General features: G+C 31.8%; 18 protein-coding genes. 15 read left to right on the forward strand and 3 right to left on the reverse strand.

Annotation, left to right across the window (positions count from 1 at the left end):
• Positions 1–10: 10 nt before the first annotated feature.
• Genes ACTT9Y_RS00990 through ACTT9Y_RS01010 form a run of 5 tightly spaced genes read left to right on the forward strand, consistent with a single transcriptional unit; the run spans position 11 to position 6,305 of the window.
• Complete coding sequence (locus tag ACTT9Y_RS00990; protein WP_440927967.1) at positions 11–472, forward strand: hypothetical protein; 462 nt, start codon at positions 11–13, stop codon at positions 470–472.
• 55 nt (positions 473–527) lie between these two features.
• On the forward strand, positions 528–2,960 hold the full coding sequence (locus ACTT9Y_RS00995) for a GcvT family protein (protein WP_440932619.1): 2,433 nt from the start codon (positions 528–530) through the stop codon (positions 2,958–2,960).
• On the forward strand, positions 2,960–3,709 hold the full coding sequence (locus tag ACTT9Y_RS01000) for an electron transfer flavoprotein subunit beta/FixA family protein (protein WP_440932620.1): 750 nt from the start codon (positions 2,960–2,962) through the stop codon (positions 3,707–3,709). The genes ACTT9Y_RS00995 and ACTT9Y_RS01000 overlap by 1 nt, the downstream gene beginning before the upstream one ends.
• The gene (locus ACTT9Y_RS01005; RefSeq protein ID WP_440932621.1) at positions 3,709–4,662 is read left to right on the forward strand and encodes an electron transfer flavoprotein subunit alpha/FixB family protein; all 954 of its coding nucleotides are present in this window, start codon (positions 3,709–3,711) and stop codon (positions 4,660–4,662) included. Before ACTT9Y_RS01000 ends, ACTT9Y_RS01005 begins: the two co-directional genes overlap by 1 nt.
• Before the next feature lie 23 nt (positions 4,663–4,685).
• Entirely contained in the window at positions 4,686–6,305 is a 1,620-nt protein-coding gene (locus tag ACTT9Y_RS01010) for an electron transfer flavoprotein-ubiquinone oxidoreductase (RefSeq protein ID WP_440932622.1), read from the forward strand.
• Position 6,306: 1 nt separating this feature from the next.
• Here the strand turns inward: ACTT9Y_RS01010 and ACTT9Y_RS01015 are convergent, their stop codons facing one another.
• Both ACTT9Y_RS01015 and hisI read right to left on the reverse strand, forming a co-directional pair.
• The gene (locus ACTT9Y_RS01015) at positions 6,307–6,681 is read right to left on the reverse strand and encodes a DUF2237 family protein (RefSeq protein ID WP_440932623.1); all 375 of its coding nucleotides are present in this window, start codon (positions 6,679–6,681) and stop codon (positions 6,307–6,309) included.
• Entirely contained in the window at positions 6,682–7,149 is a 468-nt protein-coding gene (gene hisI, locus ACTT9Y_RS01020; protein WP_440932624.1) for a phosphoribosyl-AMP cyclohydrolase, read from the reverse strand.
• A 77-nt stretch (positions 7,150–7,226) separates the two neighbouring features.
• Here hisI and folE point away from each other — a divergent pair, with 77 nt between their 5' ends.
• The 10 genes from folE to ACTT9Y_RS01070 all read left to right on the forward strand — a co-directional run bounded on the left by folE (position 7,227) and on the right by ACTT9Y_RS01070 (position 15,445).
• Complete coding sequence (gene folE, locus ACTT9Y_RS01025) at positions 7,227–7,847, forward strand: GTP cyclohydrolase I FolE (protein WP_440932625.1); 621 nt, start codon at positions 7,227–7,229, stop codon at positions 7,845–7,847.
• A 1-nt stretch (position 7,848) separates the two neighbouring features.
• Positions 7,849–8,850, forward strand: a complete 1,002-nt coding sequence (locus ACTT9Y_RS01030) for an MDR family oxidoreductase (RefSeq protein ID WP_440932626.1) — start codon at positions 7,849–7,851, stop codon at positions 8,848–8,850.
• Positions 8,850–9,737 (forward strand): LysR family transcriptional regulator, encoded by an 888-nt coding sequence (locus ACTT9Y_RS01035; protein ID WP_440932627.1) that lies wholly within the window; start codon positions 8,850–8,852, stop codon positions 9,735–9,737. Before ACTT9Y_RS01030 ends, ACTT9Y_RS01035 begins: the two co-directional genes overlap by 1 nt.
• Before the next feature lie 123 nt (positions 9,738–9,860).
• Positions 9,861–10,889 (forward strand): extracellular solute-binding protein, encoded by a 1,029-nt coding sequence (locus ACTT9Y_RS01040; protein WP_440932628.1) that lies wholly within the window; start codon positions 9,861–9,863, stop codon positions 10,887–10,889.
• 6 nt (positions 10,890–10,895) lie between these two features.
• The gene (locus tag ACTT9Y_RS01045) at positions 10,896–11,081 is read left to right on the forward strand and encodes a hypothetical protein (RefSeq protein WP_440932629.1); all 186 of its coding nucleotides are present in this window, start codon (positions 10,896–10,898) and stop codon (positions 11,079–11,081) included.
• Positions 11,082–11,172: 91 nt separating this feature from the next.
• A complete protein-coding gene (locus ACTT9Y_RS01050; protein WP_440932827.1) occupies positions 11,173–11,715 on the forward strand; it encodes a peroxiredoxin in 543 nt (180 codons plus the stop codon).
• Positions 11,716–11,755: 40 nt separating this feature from the next.
• Positions 11,756–13,381: an ABC transporter permease gene (locus tag ACTT9Y_RS01055; protein ID WP_440932630.1), complete on the forward strand. Its 1,626-nt coding sequence runs from the start codon at positions 11,756–11,758 to the stop codon at positions 13,379–13,381.
• Entirely contained in the window at positions 13,371–14,432 is a 1,062-nt protein-coding gene (locus tag ACTT9Y_RS01060) for an ABC transporter ATP-binding protein (protein WP_440932631.1), read from the forward strand. Before ACTT9Y_RS01055 ends, ACTT9Y_RS01060 begins: the two co-directional genes overlap by 11 nt.
• Positions 14,433–14,444: 12 nt before the next feature.
• Positions 14,445–15,131, forward strand: a complete 687-nt coding sequence (locus tag ACTT9Y_RS01065; RefSeq protein WP_440932632.1) for an AzlC family ABC transporter permease — start codon at positions 14,445–14,447, stop codon at positions 15,129–15,131.
• On the forward strand, positions 15,128–15,445 hold the full coding sequence (locus ACTT9Y_RS01070; RefSeq protein ID WP_440932633.1) for an AzlD domain-containing protein: 318 nt from the start codon (positions 15,128–15,130) through the stop codon (positions 15,443–15,445). The genes ACTT9Y_RS01065 and ACTT9Y_RS01070 overlap by 4 nt, the downstream gene beginning before the upstream one ends.
• Here ACTT9Y_RS01070 and ACTT9Y_RS01075 read toward each other — a convergent pair.
• Positions 15,438–16,121: an MBL fold metallo-hydrolase gene (locus ACTT9Y_RS01075; RefSeq protein WP_440932634.1), complete on the reverse strand. Its 684-nt coding sequence runs from the start codon at positions 16,119–16,121 to the stop codon at positions 15,438–15,440. The genes ACTT9Y_RS01070 and ACTT9Y_RS01075 overlap by 8 nt on opposite strands.
• Positions 16,122–16,134 lie beyond the last annotated feature (13 nt).

The following is a 16,134-nucleotide window of genomic DNA, read 5'->3' on the forward strand; positions in this document are numbered from 1 at the left end:
TATTTTTAAAATGAAAACTGTCTTTAAAGTATTAATTTTTTTATTTATATTTTCGACTTTTTCAAACGCTGAATTATTAAATCCAAATAGCAACATTAAACCAAAAGAAGTTATAGAGATACAACTAACTGGGCTTCAAAAAAATGACTCAAAATTCAAAGATAGTGGAATTGAACAAACATGGAATTTTGCTCACCCAAACAATAAGAGAGTAACAGGACCATTAAGCAATTTTAAGATGATGTTAAAAAGTGACTCTTATGGGATGATGATTAATCACTTAAGTCATACAATTACTGAGCTTGGAAGTAGTGACAAATGGGCACAATTTGAGGTAATCATTCTTGATAAAAACAAGATTTATCATAAATTTAATTGGCAAGTTGAAAAGTATACTTTGGATGGAAGTTTAAAAGATTGTTGGTTAACTACAATGGTATCTAGCCCAATCCCTCTAGGAAGCTCAATTTGATTTTAAACATACATTTTTGTTTCGTAACAATTAAAAATTTAGTAGGAATCGCAGAATGAAAACAAAAACCAAAGTTGTAGTAGTCGGTGGAGGAGTCGTAGGTGTTAGTGCTCTTTATCACTTAGCAAAAAAAGGTTGGTCCGATGTTGTTCTTGTTGAAAGAAAAGAGTTAACCTCAGGATCTACTTGGCACGCCGCAGGATTATTACCTTTATTCAATATGAGTTATTCTGTGGGACAACTTCATAAGTATGCAGTTAATCTTTACAAAACATTGGAGGAAGAAACTGGAAAAAATGTTGGCTTTAGTGTTGTTTCAAATATTCGTTTAGCTAGTACAAAAGATAGAATGGATGAGTATCATCAATATGCAGGTGTTGCTCGAACTATTGGAGTAGATGTAAAATTCTTGAAACCGGAACAAGTAAAAGAAATTTGGCCTTTATGTCATACAGATGACTTAGTTGGCGCAATACAACACCCCGAAGATGGATATATTCAACCAGCAGACTTAACGCAAGCATTAGCAACAGGTGCAAGAAATAGAGGAGCAGAAATTTATAGAAACACAACTGTCCTATCAATGAGGCAAACTAAAAATGGATGGATTGTGGAAACAGATAAGGGATCAATAGAGTGCGAACATGTTATTTCTTGTTCTGGAAATTTTGCTAGACAAACAGGTGAAATGGTAGGATTAGATATTCCAGTAATACCTGTTGAACATCAATACATTGTTACAGAACCGCATCCTTTAATTCAAAAAAGAAAAAAAGATGGATTACCAGAAATGGGAGTCTTAAGAGACAGTGATAGCAGATGGTATATGAGAGAAGAAGCTGGAGGATTAATTTTAGGCCCTTATGAAGATGGTGCACCAGCTTGTTATGTAGAGGGACCATCAAAAAATTCTGAATATGAATTATTTCAAGAAGACTTAGACAGATTAGCTCCACATATAGAGGGAGCAATTCATAGAGTTCCTGCATTTGGAGAGGTTGGGGTAAAAAAAGTTTATAACGGAGCAATTTGTTATACTCCTGATGGAAATCCAATTGTTGGTCCTGCTTGGGGACTTAAGAATTTTTGGATTAATGAAGGACATAGTTTTGGAATAACAGCAGCAGGTGGTGCAGGTTGGCAATTAGCAGAATGGATCGTTGATGGTGAACCTACAATTGACATGTTAGGAGTTGAACCAAGACGTTACGGTAACTATGCAACCAAATCTTATTTGAAAGCAAAAAATGAAGAAGCATATAGCCATGTATTTATTGTTCACTATCCAGATGAAGAAAGACCAGCAGCAAGACCATTAAGAACAGCCCCTTGTTATGAACGAATGAAAAACTTAGGAGCAGTTTTTGGACAGAAATTTGGTTGGGAAAGACCTAATTTTTTTGCAACAGATGGAATGGAGCAAAAAGATGATTGGTCATTTAGAAGATCAAAATGGTTTGATGCAATTAAAAAGGAATGTCAAAATGTAAAAGAAAACGTGGGTCTTTTAGATATGACTGCGTTTGCAAAATGTAGAATTAGAGGACCTAAAGCTGAGGAATTTTTAGATTATTTGGTAGCTAATAAACTTCCAAAAAAGATTGGAAGGATAAATCTGTGTCATGCTTTGAACACTAAAGGTGGAGTACATTCAGAATTTACGATAATGAAAGAAGCAGAGAATAGTTACTATTTAGTTTCTGCTGGAGCAAATTTAAGATTAGATCATGATTGGATACAAAAATGGATGCCAGAAGATGGATCTGTAATTTTTGAAGATCTAACAAATAGCACAGGAGTTCTGGTAGTAGCAGGACCTAAAGCTAGACAGTTAATGCAAAAGGTTTCAACAGATGATTTTTCAAATGAAAATTTCAAATGGCTAACTGCAAAAAATGTAAATGTTGGATATGCTCCAGTAAATGCAATGAGAGTAAACTTTGTTGGTGAGCTTGGTTGGGAATTACATCATCCAATTGAATATCAAAATCATATTTTTGATAAATTAATGGAAGCAGGAAAAGATTTGGGAATTAAACCTTTTGGAATTAGAGCCATGAATAGTTTAAGAGTGGAAAAATCTTACAAGCTAGTTGGAACAGAATTATCAATTGAATATTCACCATACGAGTCTGGTCTTGATAGATTTGTTCACCCAAATAAAGGAAACTTTATTGGGTTAGAAGCACTTAACAAATGGAGAGAAAAAGGTTTTGACAACAAATTGGTCACTTTAGAGGTTCATAACACTAAAGATGCAGATGTGCTTGGAAATAACCCAATTTTTAAAGATGGAAAAGTTGTTGGAAGAGCAACCGGGGGTGAATTTGGTTTTAGATTAGATAAATCAATAGCGCTGGCGATGGTTAAACCAGATTGTTCGAATGTGGGCGACAAATTACAAGTTGATATATTAGGCGAAATGTACGACGCTACTGTCTTGGATGAGAGTCCATACGACTCAGAAAATAATTTATTGAGAGCTTAATGAAAATTTTAGTAGCTGTAAAAAGGGTTATTGATTACAACGTGCAAATCAGAGTTAAAGAAGACGGAACAGGTGTAGTTACTGACAATGTTAAAATGTCAACTAATCCTCCTGATGACAATGCAATAGAAGAGGCTGTAAAAATTAAAGAGGCAGGTAAAGCTTCAGAAGTAGTTGCTGTAACTGTAGGGGAAGAAAAAGCTCAAGAGACAGTTAGGAAAGCTTTAGCTGTTGGAGCAGACAGAGGTATTCACGTAAAAGTGGATGGAACATTAGAACCACTCGCTGTTTCTAAAATTTTACAAAAAATAGTAGATAAAGAAAAACCAGATTTAGTATTTATGGGTAAACAAGCAATTGATGATGATTGTAATCAAACCGGCCAAATGTTGAGTGCTTTATTAAATTGGCCACAAGCAACATTTGCTTCAAAGATTGATGTAAAAGATAATAAATTAGAAGTAACTAGAGAAATAGACGAAGGTCTTGAAACAATTGAAATAAATGTTCCAGCTATTGTAACTTGTGATCTTAGACTGAATGAACCAAGATATGCATCACTACCAAATATAATGAAGGCTAAGAAAAAACCTATAGAGGAAATTGCTGCTTCTGATTTAGGTGTAGATTTATCACCAAGATTAGAACAATTAAAAGTAGAGGAACCGCCAAAAAGAAAAGCAGGTATAAAAGTGGCAAATGTTGCTGAATTAGTTCAAAAGTTAAAAAATGAGGCGAAGGTAATTTAATGGCAGTTTTACTTATAGCAGAGCACAATAATAAAGAGTTAAGACCATTTACTCTTAATGCAGCTACAGCAGCATCTCAAATTGATTCAGATGTTCATGCTGTGATTATTGGTCAAAACTCTTCAGAAGCTGCAAAACAATTATCTGAACTTTCAGTGGTTAAAAAAGTATTGAGTGTGGAAGGAGCTCACTATGAAAATTTCACAGCAGAAAACTTTACTCCAGTAATTGTTAAACTTGCAGAGAATTATTCTCACATTGTTTGTTCAGCAAATACATTTGGAAAAAATTTGATGCCACGAATTGCAGCTCATCTTGATACATCGCAAGTAAGCGATATTATTAAAGTAATATCACCAGATACTTTTTTAAGACCAATTTACGCAGGTAACGCTTTTGCAACAATTAAGAGTAATGATACTAAAAAGTGTATAACAATTAGACCTACTTCATTCGATCCATGTGAGAGTACAGGTGGATCAGCAGCAATTGAAAAAATAGATGCAGGTGAAGAGTTTTCAAATACAAAATTTATCAAAAGAGAAGAAATTAAATCTGATCGACCTGAGCTTGGAACGGCAAGAATTGTTGTATCAGGTGGTAGAGGAATGCAAAGTGGAGATAATTTTAAATTAATTACAGAAATTGCTGACAAACTTGGTGCGGCTATTGGAGCATCTAGAGCAGCAGTAGACGCTGGTTATATCAGTAATGATCACCAAGTAGGTCAAACAGGAAAAGTAGTTGTTCCAGATTTGTATATTGCTATTGGAATTTCAGGAGCAATTCAGCATCTAGCTGGAATGAAGGAAAGCAAAGTGATTGTTGCAATTAATAAAGACGGTGAAGCGCCGATTTTTAGTGTAGCAGATTATGGTCTTGAAGCAGATTTATTTGAGGCAATACCTCAGTTTATGGAAGAGTTGAACAAATTAAACACTATACAAAAATAATCCTTACAGTTAAAAACTAGTTAATGTCTAGAGAAACAATGGAATATGATGTTGTAATCATTGGTGGAGGTCCATCAGGGTTATCAACTGCAATAAAGTTAAAACAACTAGATCCAAATTTAAATGTTTGCTTATTAGAAAAAGCATCAGAGATTGGAGCTCATATTTTAAGTGGAAATGTATTTGAAACTCGTGCTCTAGATGAATTAATACCTAATTGGAAAGAATTAAATTCTCCAATCAAAACAAAAGTAACTAAAGAAAAATTTTTATTTTTAGGAAAAACCAAATCTTTAAGTTGGCCAACTTGGCTACTACCTGCGGTGCAACAAAATCATAAAAATTACATTATCAGCTTAGCAAATCTATGTAGATGGCTTGCTGAACAAGCTGAGAATTTAGGTGTAGAAATCTTTCCAGGATTTCCAGCAAGTGAAATTTTATATACCGAAGATGGATCTGTTAAAGGTGTTGCGACTCAAGATATGGGTATAGATAAAGATGGGAATAAAAAAGATAGTTTTGAACCAGGTATTGAGCTTTTAGGCAAAGTAACTGTTTTTGCAGAAGGGTGTAGAGGTCATTTAGGAAAACAATTGATTGAAAAATTTGAACTAAATAAAGGTAAAGATCCTCAACAATATGGAATTGGTTTTAAGGAAATTTGGGAAATAGAGGATAAAAATCATGAAGAAGGCCTAGTAATGCATACAGCTGGATGGCCATTAGACAACAATACATACGGCGGTAGTTTTATGTATCACGCAGAAAATAAACAGGTTTATCTTGGCTATGTAATAGGTTTAGATTACAAAAATCCTCACCTTTCTCCTTATGATGAATTTCAAAGATTTAAAACGCATCCAGCAATAAAAAAAATAATAGAAGGTGGAAAAAGAATTTCTTACGGCGCAAGAGCCTTAATCGAAGGTGGATTTCAAAGTTTGCCAAAAATGTTCATGCCCGGAGCTTTACTAGTTGGTTGTGATGCTGGAACTTTAAATATGCCAAAAATTAAAGGTTCTCATACAGCGATGAAAAGTGGGATGATTGCAGCTGAAACTATAAATGACCATTTAAAAGAAAACAAAGATTTATCTATTTATGAAAATAAATTTAAAAATAGCTGGTTACATAAAGAGCTTTATGAAGCTCGGAACGTGAAACCTAGTTTTAGCTGGGGATTAATTTTAGGAATAATTTTCACAGGTATCGATCAAATTTTATTTAGAGGAAAACTTCCCTTTACACTTAAACATAAACACGCTGATCATGAAACATTAAAACCTGCAAATCAAATGCCAAAAATAGATTATCCAAAATATGACAACGTATTAACTTTTGATAAAACAAGTTCAGTTTATCTAACAGGAACCAATCATGCAGACAATCAACCAGTTCATCTAAAACTTAAAGATCCTGATTTACCAATAAATTATACTTTAGAAAAATTTGATGAACCTGCTCAAAGATATTGTCCTGCAGGTGTGTATGAAGTTCAAAAAGAAAATGAAGTAAACAAATTTGTGATCAATTCTCAAAATTGTATCCATTGTAAAACTTGCGATATTAAAGAACCATCTCAAAATATTACTTGGGTTACTCCAGAGGGAAGCGGTGGTCCAAGATATGGAAATATGTAAATTAGGACAAATCTATTGCAAACTTTTTTAAAGTTTCAATAGGAACATATTTAAGAGTGTTTTCGTGAGTTCTTTTCAAAAATATTGGACATCCTTTACCAGCCTCAACTGCTTTTGCATACCAACTAGCACACAAACACCATCCATCTCCATCTTTTAAACCTGGAAACCCAAATTCAGGATGTGGAGTAATTAAATCGTTACCTGCTTCTTTCATCCACTCTAAACACTCGGTAGTAACTTTAGCACAAACTGTATGAAGTCCATGATCATTCTCGTCAGTATTACAACAACCATCACGAAACCATCCCGTTAAAGGATCATTTGAACATTCCTCCAAGTCTTCACCCAAGACATTCTTTTGTTTTTCACTCATTTAAATTTTTGTTGGGTTAGGTTGTCCTTTATAAACTTCTTCTGGATCAAATTTTTTTTCTTTTTCAAGAAATTCCATTTCAATTTTTCTTCCGTTATCAATAGGCCCCATTGGAATTGATCGATAAAAACATGATCTATATCCTACATGACAGCTAGCCCCATCACCTATATCAACTGTTAACCATATAGAATCTTGATCATCATCAATTCGAATTTCTGTTACTTTTTGGGTAAACCCACTTGTTTTACCTTTATGCCAAATAGCCTTTCTAGATCTGCTATAATAATGTGCCTCTTTAGTTTCAATTGTCTTTTTTAGAGCTTCTACGTTCATGTATCCATGCATTAAAATATCTTTAGTTTTTGAACACATGGTAATTACAGGAATCAGTCCATCATTATCAAACTTGGGTGAAAGAAGATTTCCTTCTTCAATATCATAGATATTTTCTCTTTTTTTGAACATACGGGGTGATTATTTAGCACATATCTAAATATATTAAATATTTTTAATTTAAGGTATTTACTGTATAAAAAAGCGCTATGAAATTAGTAAAAAACACAGACGACAATAATTTAGAGACAAAAAAAGTTTCAGATAAAGAAGCAGAGGAAGCCATCAGAACAATTTTGTCATGGATGGGAGAGGATCCAAAAAGAGAGGGATTGTTGGAAACCCCTAAAAGAGTTGTAAAAGCATTTAAAGAATATTTTCAAGGCTATAACGAAGACGCAAAAAAAGTATTAGATAAAACTTTTGGTGATGTAGAAGGTTATAGCGATATGGTGGTCCAAAAAAATATTTCAGTACAAAGTCATTGTGAACATCATATGGCTCCAATTATTGGAAAAGCACATGTTGCCTATATACCAAATGAGAGAGTTGTGGGATTGAGTAAAATTGCAAGAGTAGTTGAAATATTTTCAAAAAGATTACAGACACAAGAGAGATTAACAGTACAGATAGCAAACAGCTTAATGGAAGCCTTAGATGCAAAAGGTGTAGCTGTTACAATAGATTCAACCCATCAGTGTATGACTATGAGGGGTATTAAAAAAGAACAAGCAACAACTGTAACCAATTTTTACTTAGGTCAATTTAAAGAAGATCTGAGTTATCAAAATAGATATTTACGATTTATCAGCACTGAGTTAAAAGACTAGTGTGTCTGACCAATTTAAAGCACTAATTCTTAATCAAGAAGGTGAAAACTTCTCACGTGAAGTTAAATCCATTGATAAAAGTTTTCTAAAGCATGGAGATGTAACTGTAAAAGTATATTATTCTGATCTTAATTTTAAAGATGGAATGATTTTAAAAAACGGTGGACGATTAGTAAAAGAATTCCCACATATTCCAGGAATAGATTTTTCAGGAAAAGTTATTGAGAGTGAAAATTCAAAATTTAAAAAAGGAGATGAAGTAATCTTAACCGGATTTAGAGTAGGAGAAATTTTTTTTGGTGGTTATTCACAAATTGCAAAAGTAAATGCAGATTTTCTGGTTAAAAAACCTGATAGCTTAACAAGTAAACAAGCTATGATTTTAGGTACAGCTGGATTAACTTCATTAATGAGCGCCTTTGCAATTCAAGCAAGAGAAAGTATTTTGTTAGGTGAAAAAGTTAATGATGTTTTAGTAACAGGTGCAACAGGAGGAGTTGGTAGTGTAGCAATCATGGCATTAACTAAAATGGGATATAATGTTTCTGCTGTTACTGGAAAGGATTCAAAATCGGATTATTTAAAATCATTAGGTGCAAAAAACATTATAAATAGGGCTGAATTTGACAAAGATCCACGTCCAATAGACAAAGGTCTATGGGATGGAGTGGTAGACACGGTTGGTGGAAAAATTTTGGCAAATGCAATTGCTCAAACAAAATCAAATGGAATTATAGCAGTTTGTGGAAATGCAAACAGCAATGAGCTTAATACAAATTTATTACCATTTATGTTGAGGGGTATTAAAGTTTGGGGCATGGACTCTGCTAATTGTAGCATAAAAAGAAGAGGTTTCATTTGGGGAGAAGCAATAAATTTAATTGATTTTGATTTATTGGAAAAATCAGTTTTAACAGTAAGCTTGGAGGAATTAATTGAGACTTATCCTAAAATTTTAAAAGGTGAAATTTCTGGAAGAGTATTAGTTGATTTAAATAAATAATGGATTGGGATAAATTAAAAATTTTTCATGCTGTGGCTGAAGCTGGAAGCTTTACTAATGCTACTATTAATTTAAATCTTAGCCAATCAGCTATAAGTAGACAAATTCAATCTTTAGAACAAGATTTAAAAGTGCAGTTGTTTGAAAGACATGCAAGAGGTTTAACTCTCACACAAAATGGAGAATACGTTTTTAAAACTGCTCATGAGGTAATTAGCAAACTTAAAGAAGTTGAAACCTCATTAGGTGATCAAAAGAGCAAACCAACAGGAAAATTAACTATCACAACTGTAAGAAGTTTTGGTACCCACTGGTTAACACCAAGAATTCAAGAATTTATGATGCTTAATCCAGAGATTGAGATTGAGCTTGTTTTTGATGATAAAGAATTAGATTTAAGTACTCGTCAAGCTGATATTGGAATTTTTATGAGAAGACCAAAACAGCTTAATTATATTCAAAAAAAATTAGTAGATATTAAGTATTATATCTATGGCTCAAATAAATATTTAGAAAAAAATGGAATGCCAAAAACAGTAAATGATTTAAATAAACATAAATTTATTTCTTTTGGAAAAGGCGCTCCTTCACCAGTTTATAATCCTGATTGGGCATTAAAAATAGGAATGCATGATGGGAAAAAAAGAAAATCTATTATGAAGGTTAATAGTGTTAGTGGTCTTTTGTACGGTGTTGAGTCTGGGGTAGGATTGGCTGCACTTCCAGAATATTTAGTATCAAATACTAGTAATATAATTAAAGTGCTTCCAAAAGTAGAAGGACCAATAACAGAAGCTCACTTTGTTTACCCTCAATCGTTAAAAAACACAGCTAGAGTTCAAGCTTTCAGAAATTTCTTATTCAGTAAAATTGGCGACTGGAAATAGAAATAGCCAAAAACCCTTAAAATTATTAATAAATCCAAATCTGCGACACTATTGCGATTGATAATCATTCGCATTGAGAATAGTTCTCATTCTCAAAAGTAACGTAATAATTTAAGGAGCTTAATGAGAAAATTATCAATTTTAGCGTTAATTACATCTTTATTCGTATCAACTTTTGCGATTGCGAATGAGGTAAATGTATTTAATGCAAGACATTATAAGGCTGATGCTGAAATGTATGGAAAATTTACAGCAGCAACAGGAATTAAAGTAAATTTAATTAATGGTAAATCAGGAGCTTTAGAAAAAAGAATAGCCGAAGAAGGAGCAGATTCTTCAGCTGATTTATATATCACTGCCGATGCTGGAAGATGTGGTGCTATGGATGCAAAAGGTTTGCTTCAAGGTGGTTTATCATCTGCAACAATTAAAGCGTCTGTTCCAAAAAATTTCAGAACGAATAAATGGGTTGGAGTAGCAAAAAGAGCAAGAATTATCTATTACTCACCTGAAAGAGTTAGTGGTGCTGAGTTGTCAGGTTTAACTTATGAAGGTTTAGCTGATCCAAAATGGAAAGGTAGACTAGTAATAAGAAAATCTAGTAACATTTATAATAAATCACTTGTGGCTTCATTAATTGCAAATAATGGAAAAAAAGCTACAGCCGCATGGGCAAAAGGTGTTGTTTCTAATATGGCAAGAGAGCCAAAAGGAAACGATAGAGCACAAATCATGGCTGTTGCAGCAGGAGAAGCTGATATTGCTGTAGCTAATACTTATTATTTAGCACTTATGCTTTCAGGTAAAAAAGGTGCTGAACAACAAGAAGCTGCAAAAAAAGTAAAAGCGTTTTTCCCCAATCAAAATGATAGAGGAACACATATGAATATTAGCTGTGCTGCTTTAGTTAAAGGTGCGCCTAACAAAGCAAATGCGATTGCACTTGTTGACTTTTTATTATCACCAGAGTCTCAGGAACACTTTACAAATAACACGTTTGAGTTTCCTATGATTGGTGGTGTCTCTCCAAGTCCATTAGTAGTAAATAATTTAGGGCTAGATTTTAAACAAGATTTAGCAACTAAAGTTTCAACTTATGGAAAAAATCAAGCTGCTGCATTAGAAGTTATGACAGCTGCTGGTTGGAAGTAACATATAGTGAAAAAAAATTTATTTAATTTTGATTTAAGTAATTCTTCTGTCATGAGTGGTTCACTTGAGGGTCAGATAACATGTGAACCATGCACATCAGAGTGTGAAAAGATTAAAAGAAAAATAAATAATAGAAAATTATCTGAGATTGAAAAAGACGAGGCTCTAGACATCCTCACTCCTTTTAAATGATGATATATTTCTTTTTAGATGGTGCCCACGTCACTCTCCTTTAGGATCTTTACCCTTTCCTAAAAATTGTCGTGGGCATTAAAAAAATATGATTGAAGGATTTAAAATACCCAAAGTAACTTTTAGAATTAGAGAAGGTGATACATCGGATAATGAAATTGCATGTGCAATTGGTGGAAAGTGGAAAAATAAATCTACTGACGATTTTTTTAAAAATAAAAGAGTAATTTTATTTAGTTTACCTGGTGCATTTACACCCACATGTTCCTCTCAACAGTTGCCTGGATTTGAAAAAAATGCTGATGAATTAAAAAAACTAGGTATTGATGAAATTTATTGTTGCTCAGTAAATGACTCATACGTAATGAATGCTTGGGCTAAAAAGATGAATATTTCTAACGTAAAAGTAATTCCGGATGGCTCAGGACTTTTTACAAAATATATGGGGATGCTAATTTCTAAAGATCATGATGGATTTGGTCAGCGAAGTTGGCGATATATGGCAGTTATTAATGACGGTATTGTTGAAAAATGGTGGCAAGAGCCTGGAATTAATAATTCAGGCTCTGATGATGATCCATATTTAGAAACAACACCAGAAAACACTCTAAAATACCTTTCTGCATCAAAGTAAAATTATATTAAAAAATTTTTTTTATACTATAAGACCCTTAATGGTAAAAAATTTTAATATTTGGTTTCTCTCATCCTTATTAATTTCCATAGGTGTATTAATTCCAATAATTACTGTTTTTTTTAGTTTTTTTGAGGAAACTTCAAATTATTATCAAATATTAAAAGATACTTTTTTATTTGAATATGTATTTAATTCTTTCATTTTGTTAGTTTGTGTTTTGGTCTTAACTTTTATTGTAGGAACTACATGTGCATATTTAGTTTCATTTTACAAATTTCCTTTTAGTGATTTCTTTAAATGGGCACTTATACTTTCTTTTGCTGTTCCTCCCTATATTTACGCATATTCTCTGACAGCTTTTTTTGAGAATTACGGTACAGCTTTTACAATCTTAACGAATTTATTTGGGGAAGGAGAATATAACAAAAATATTCCAAAATTTGATGGTCTTCTTGGAGCAGTTCTTTCACTATCATTCTCATTATATGCTTATGTATACATTCTTTCTAGAGCATCATTTTTGTATCAATCTCAAAACCTAATTGATCTAGGAAGAAGTTTAGGTTTTTCAAAATTCAAATCTTTATATTCTTTGATATTACCAGCCGCTAGACCAGCTATAGTTGCTGGGTTATCCTTAGTTGCAATGGAAACATTAGCAGAATTTGGTGCAGTTGATTTCTTTTCAATTAATACTCTAACCACTGGTATTTATAATGCTTGGATTACATTTGACGATTTAGCTTTTTCAAATAGGTTATCATTTTTCTTACTTATATTTATATTTGGATGTTTTATAATCGAAAATTATTCAAGAAAAAAAGCTAAGTACCATTTTAATTCAAGAGGTGGATTTAAACAAAAAGAAAAAATAAACTTAACTGGAAAAAAATCTTTTTTTGCATTTTTGTTTTGTTTTATTATTTTCTTTTTAAGTTTTTTATTTCCTTTAAGCCAAATGTTATATTGGACAATAAAGTTTCCAGAAAACCTTTTTGATCTTGATGTCATTTCACTTACTTTAAATACGATTTATTTAGTTTTTTTATCTAGCCTTGTATTGATTTTATTTTCTCTGATTTCAAATTATGGAAATAGAGTTTCTAATAATAAAATTTTAAATTTTTTATCAACAATATCTATCTCAGGTTATGCTATTCCAGGTGTTATTCTGGCAGTAGCATTTATTTCATTCATTGCTTGGTTTGATGAAAATATTGTTAAGACCTTAGGATTTATATCTATTAAAAAAATCTTTATTGGTTCTGTTCTTGGACTGGTTTTAGTTTACTTTGTCAGATTTTATTCATTAGCATTTAATGGAATAAAATCAGGTTATGAAAAAATAAATATTTCAGTCGATGAAAGCTCATATTTGCTAGGTTATTCTAAGCAAAAAACTTTTCTTAATATTCACGTTCCTTTTCTAAGAAATTCACTTTTATTTGTGGCAATATTGATTTCCTTAGAAATTATAAGAGAGCTTCCAATAACCCTTATTTTAAGACCATTTAATTTTGAAACTTTTGCAACAACTGCATATATATCTGCGTCTGAGGATTTACTAGAGGCTGCAGCAGTTCCATCATTATTTTTAATTTTAATTGCAACTATATTTATTATGTTTACATCTAAATATATTCTTAGAGAAAATGAAAAATAATTTTTTAGAAATTAAAAATGTTGATTTTACAATTGGTGGAAAATCCAAGGTTAAAAATGCTTCATTTGTCATAGAAAATGAGGGAGAGACTTTATGTATTTTAGGTCCTTCAGGAATTGGAAAAACTACGATATTAAGAACTATAGCTGGTTTAGAAGAAATTGAAAAAGGTTCAATTAAATTAAACGGAAAATTAATATCATCAAAAGATAAACACGTTGAACCTGAATATAGAAATGTTTCTTTAGCTTTTCAGGATAACAGTTTGTTTCCACATTACACTGTGGAAAAGAATATACTGTTAGGCACTGAGAGGAACAAAACAAAAAAGAAAAAAAAACTAACTTTTAAGGAAATTGTTGATTTACTTGATATTTCAAAAATACTTGAAAAATATCCTCACGAAATAAGTGCCGGAGAAGCACAAAGAGCTTCTCTTGCGAGATCTTTATTAACACAACCTGATCTTTTGTTATTAGATGAGCCATTATCAAATGTTGACCAAAGTTTTAAAGAAGAAATTCAAGTAAGATTGAAAAAAATTTTAAGCAAATTAAAAATTACAACAATAATTGTAACCCACGACTCTTATGAGGCTTTTTATTTAGGGCATAAATGTGCAATTATATTAGATGGTCAAATTAAACAGTTTGATGATCCTTATAATGTATATCATTTTCCAAATTCAGTGGAGGTGGTGAATTTTTTAAATCGTGGAATTCTAATTCCAGCGAAAGTAACAGGAGAAAACTCACTAGAAAATAAAGATCTTGGAACAATAAATGGGAATTTTATTAAGCATTATCCAAAAGGATCGAACGTACAATTATTATTACAGCCAGAGGATCTTGAGCACGATGATAAAAGCAATCTAAAATTAGAGGTTGTTGATAGAAAATTTAGAGGTACCAACTTTATTTACACCTTAAAAACCAGTAGTGATTTATTAATACCAGTATTTGTTCATTCTCATCATGAGCATCAGCATGAAGCTGACGAAAAGTTTGGAATTAAAAGACCGATTCATATTGATCACATAGTTTGTTTTTAATAAAACAAGCGAATGCTTTCAAAAAAACAATTATTTACCAGAGGCATGCTGGATATTTCTCCACATATGTTGTCAGTAATTCCATTTGGAATTATTTGTGGAGCTATCGGAGTTGAACTAGGTTTTAATCCTTATTTAGTTTATGCAATGTCCTTCATTATTTTTGGAGGTGCTTCGCAAATAGTTTTTTTGCAGCTTTTATCAGGAGGTGCATCCAGTTTAGTTGCTGTGACTTCTGTTGGAATTATTAATTCTCGACATTTATTATACGGAGCAGTTTTATCTGAATATCTAGAAAAATTATCTTTTATTAAAAAATTATTAATATCATATGTAATAGTTGATCAGGGCTTTGCGGAGTCTAATAAATTTTTTAAAAAAAATAAATCTGAGGAATATTTACATTATCATTTAATAGGCACTGGATGCACTATGTGGGTTTGTTGGCAAATTGCTACACTTTCAGGAATTATTTTAGGATCATTTGTTCCTGAAGAACTTGGATTAAAATTTGCCATTCCTCTGACATTTATTGCAATCGTTGTACAAGATTTAAAAAAAATTGATCATGTGATTGTAATGATTACTTGTGGTTTAAGTTCATTGTTATTTTTTGATGCACCATTTAAATCTTATATTATTATTTCACCACTTATTGCTTTATTTGTTGCTTCGTTATTATTGAGGTTAAAAAAGTGACTTTAGTATCAATTATCTTTGCTGGTATATTAACTTACTTCACTAGAATGACTATGGTTGCATTAATTTCTAGAGATATGTTGGGAGATAAAGTCAAAGCTGTATTAGAATATGTTCCATCTGCAGTATTCCCAGCCATAATATTTCCTGGAATATTTATAAATGATTTTGGAACTTTTATAGAAATGAATGATCCAAAAATCTTTGGAGCATTAGTTGCAGTAATTGTGGGTTATTTTTCAAAAAATATAATTGCAACTATTTTAGCAGGATTAGTTTCTTATTGGTTTTTAATTTTTGTGATTTTTAGCTAGCACCTAATTTAATATTACTTCTAATATTGCTATCCATTAGCTCAGGCTTAGATAATTTAAGATTTGACATTATCTCAGCATATTCGTCAGCATTATTAACTTGAAGCCTTGGATTTGATTTTTTTTCATTTCCAATAGTACTAACAAGTTTACCGTTATAATCATGACCTGGATAAAGCAAAGTATCATCAGGTAGTTTAAGTAATTTATTAAATAAAGAATTATAAGCATCTTTTGAGCTACCATTTTGAAAATCTGTCCTACCTGTACCATTAATTAACAACGTATCACCTGAAAACAAATATTTATCCATCAAAAAACTATAACTATCTGAAGTATGACCAGGTGTGTACATTGCTTTAATTTCAATTTGATCAATTTTAATTATTTCTTCATCTTTTACCTTGACTTCTACTGCATCAGCAGGAGTGTGTTCTCCCATGATTGTAGAGCAATTTGTAACTTTTTTTAATTTTGAAGCACCTGTTATGTGGTCTGCATGAATATGTGTATCAATTACTTTTACAAGTTTAAGATCTAATTCATTTAGTAAAGTTATATAGCTATCAACATTTTCAATAACTGGATCAATGATTACTGCTTCGCGACCTTTTGCCGATGCAATTAAATAAGTGTAGGTAGACGATTTTTGATCAAATACTTGTTTAAAAATCATTTTTCATTAATAT

The sequence above is a fragment of the Candidatus Pelagibacter sp. genome (assembly GCF_052049995.1).
Lineage (GTDB): Bacteria > Pseudomonadota > Alphaproteobacteria > Pelagibacterales > Pelagibacteraceae > Pelagibacter.

Excerpts from the sequence above, each read along its gene's own strand:
- ACTT9Y_RS01035 (WP_440932627.1), top strand. The coding sequence starts at position 8,850 with ATGGATTGGGATAAATTAAAAATTTTTCATGCTGTGGCTGAAGCTGGA.
- ACTT9Y_RS01055 (WP_440932630.1), top strand. The coding sequence starts at position 11,756 with ATGGTAAAAAATTTTAATATTTGGTTTCTCTCATCCTTATTAATTTCC.
- ACTT9Y_RS01015 (WP_440932623.1), bottom strand. The coding sequence starts at position 6,681 with ATGAGTGAAAAACAAAAGAATGTCTTGGGTGAAGACTTGGAGGAATGT.
- hisI (WP_440932624.1), bottom strand. The coding sequence starts at position 7,149 with ATGTTCAAAAAAAGAGAAAATATCTATGATATTGAAGAAGGAAATCTT.
- ACTT9Y_RS01010 (WP_440932622.1), top strand. The coding sequence starts at position 4,686 with ATGTCTAGAGAAACAATGGAATATGATGTTGTAATCATTGGTGGAGGT.
- ACTT9Y_RS01065 (WP_440932632.1), top strand. The coding sequence starts at position 14,445 with ATGCTTTCAAAAAAACAATTATTTACCAGAGGCATGCTGGATATTTCT.
- ACTT9Y_RS00990 (WP_440927967.1), top strand. The coding sequence starts at position 11 with ATGAAAACTGTCTTTAAAGTATTAATTTTTTTATTTATATTTTCGACT.
- ACTT9Y_RS01040 (WP_440932628.1), top strand. The coding sequence starts at position 9,861 with ATGAGAAAATTATCAATTTTAGCGTTAATTACATCTTTATTCGTATCA.
- ACTT9Y_RS01000 (WP_440932620.1), top strand. The coding sequence starts at position 2,960 with ATGAAAATTTTAGTAGCTGTAAAAAGGGTTATTGATTACAACGTGCAA.
- folE (WP_440932625.1), top strand. The coding sequence starts at position 7,227 with ATGAAATTAGTAAAAAACACAGACGACAATAATTTAGAGACAAAAAAA.
- ACTT9Y_RS01075 (WP_440932634.1), bottom strand. The coding sequence starts at position 16,121 with ATGATTTTTAAACAAGTATTTGATCAAAAATCGTCTACCTACACTTAT.
- ACTT9Y_RS01060 (WP_440932631.1), top strand. The coding sequence starts at position 13,371 with ATGAAAAATAATTTTTTAGAAATTAAAAATGTTGATTTTACAATTGGT.
- ACTT9Y_RS00995 (WP_440932619.1), top strand. The coding sequence starts at position 528 with ATGAAAACAAAAACCAAAGTTGTAGTAGTCGGTGGAGGAGTCGTAGGT.
- ACTT9Y_RS01005 (WP_440932621.1), top strand. The coding sequence starts at position 3,709 with ATGGCAGTTTTACTTATAGCAGAGCACAATAATAAAGAGTTAAGACCA.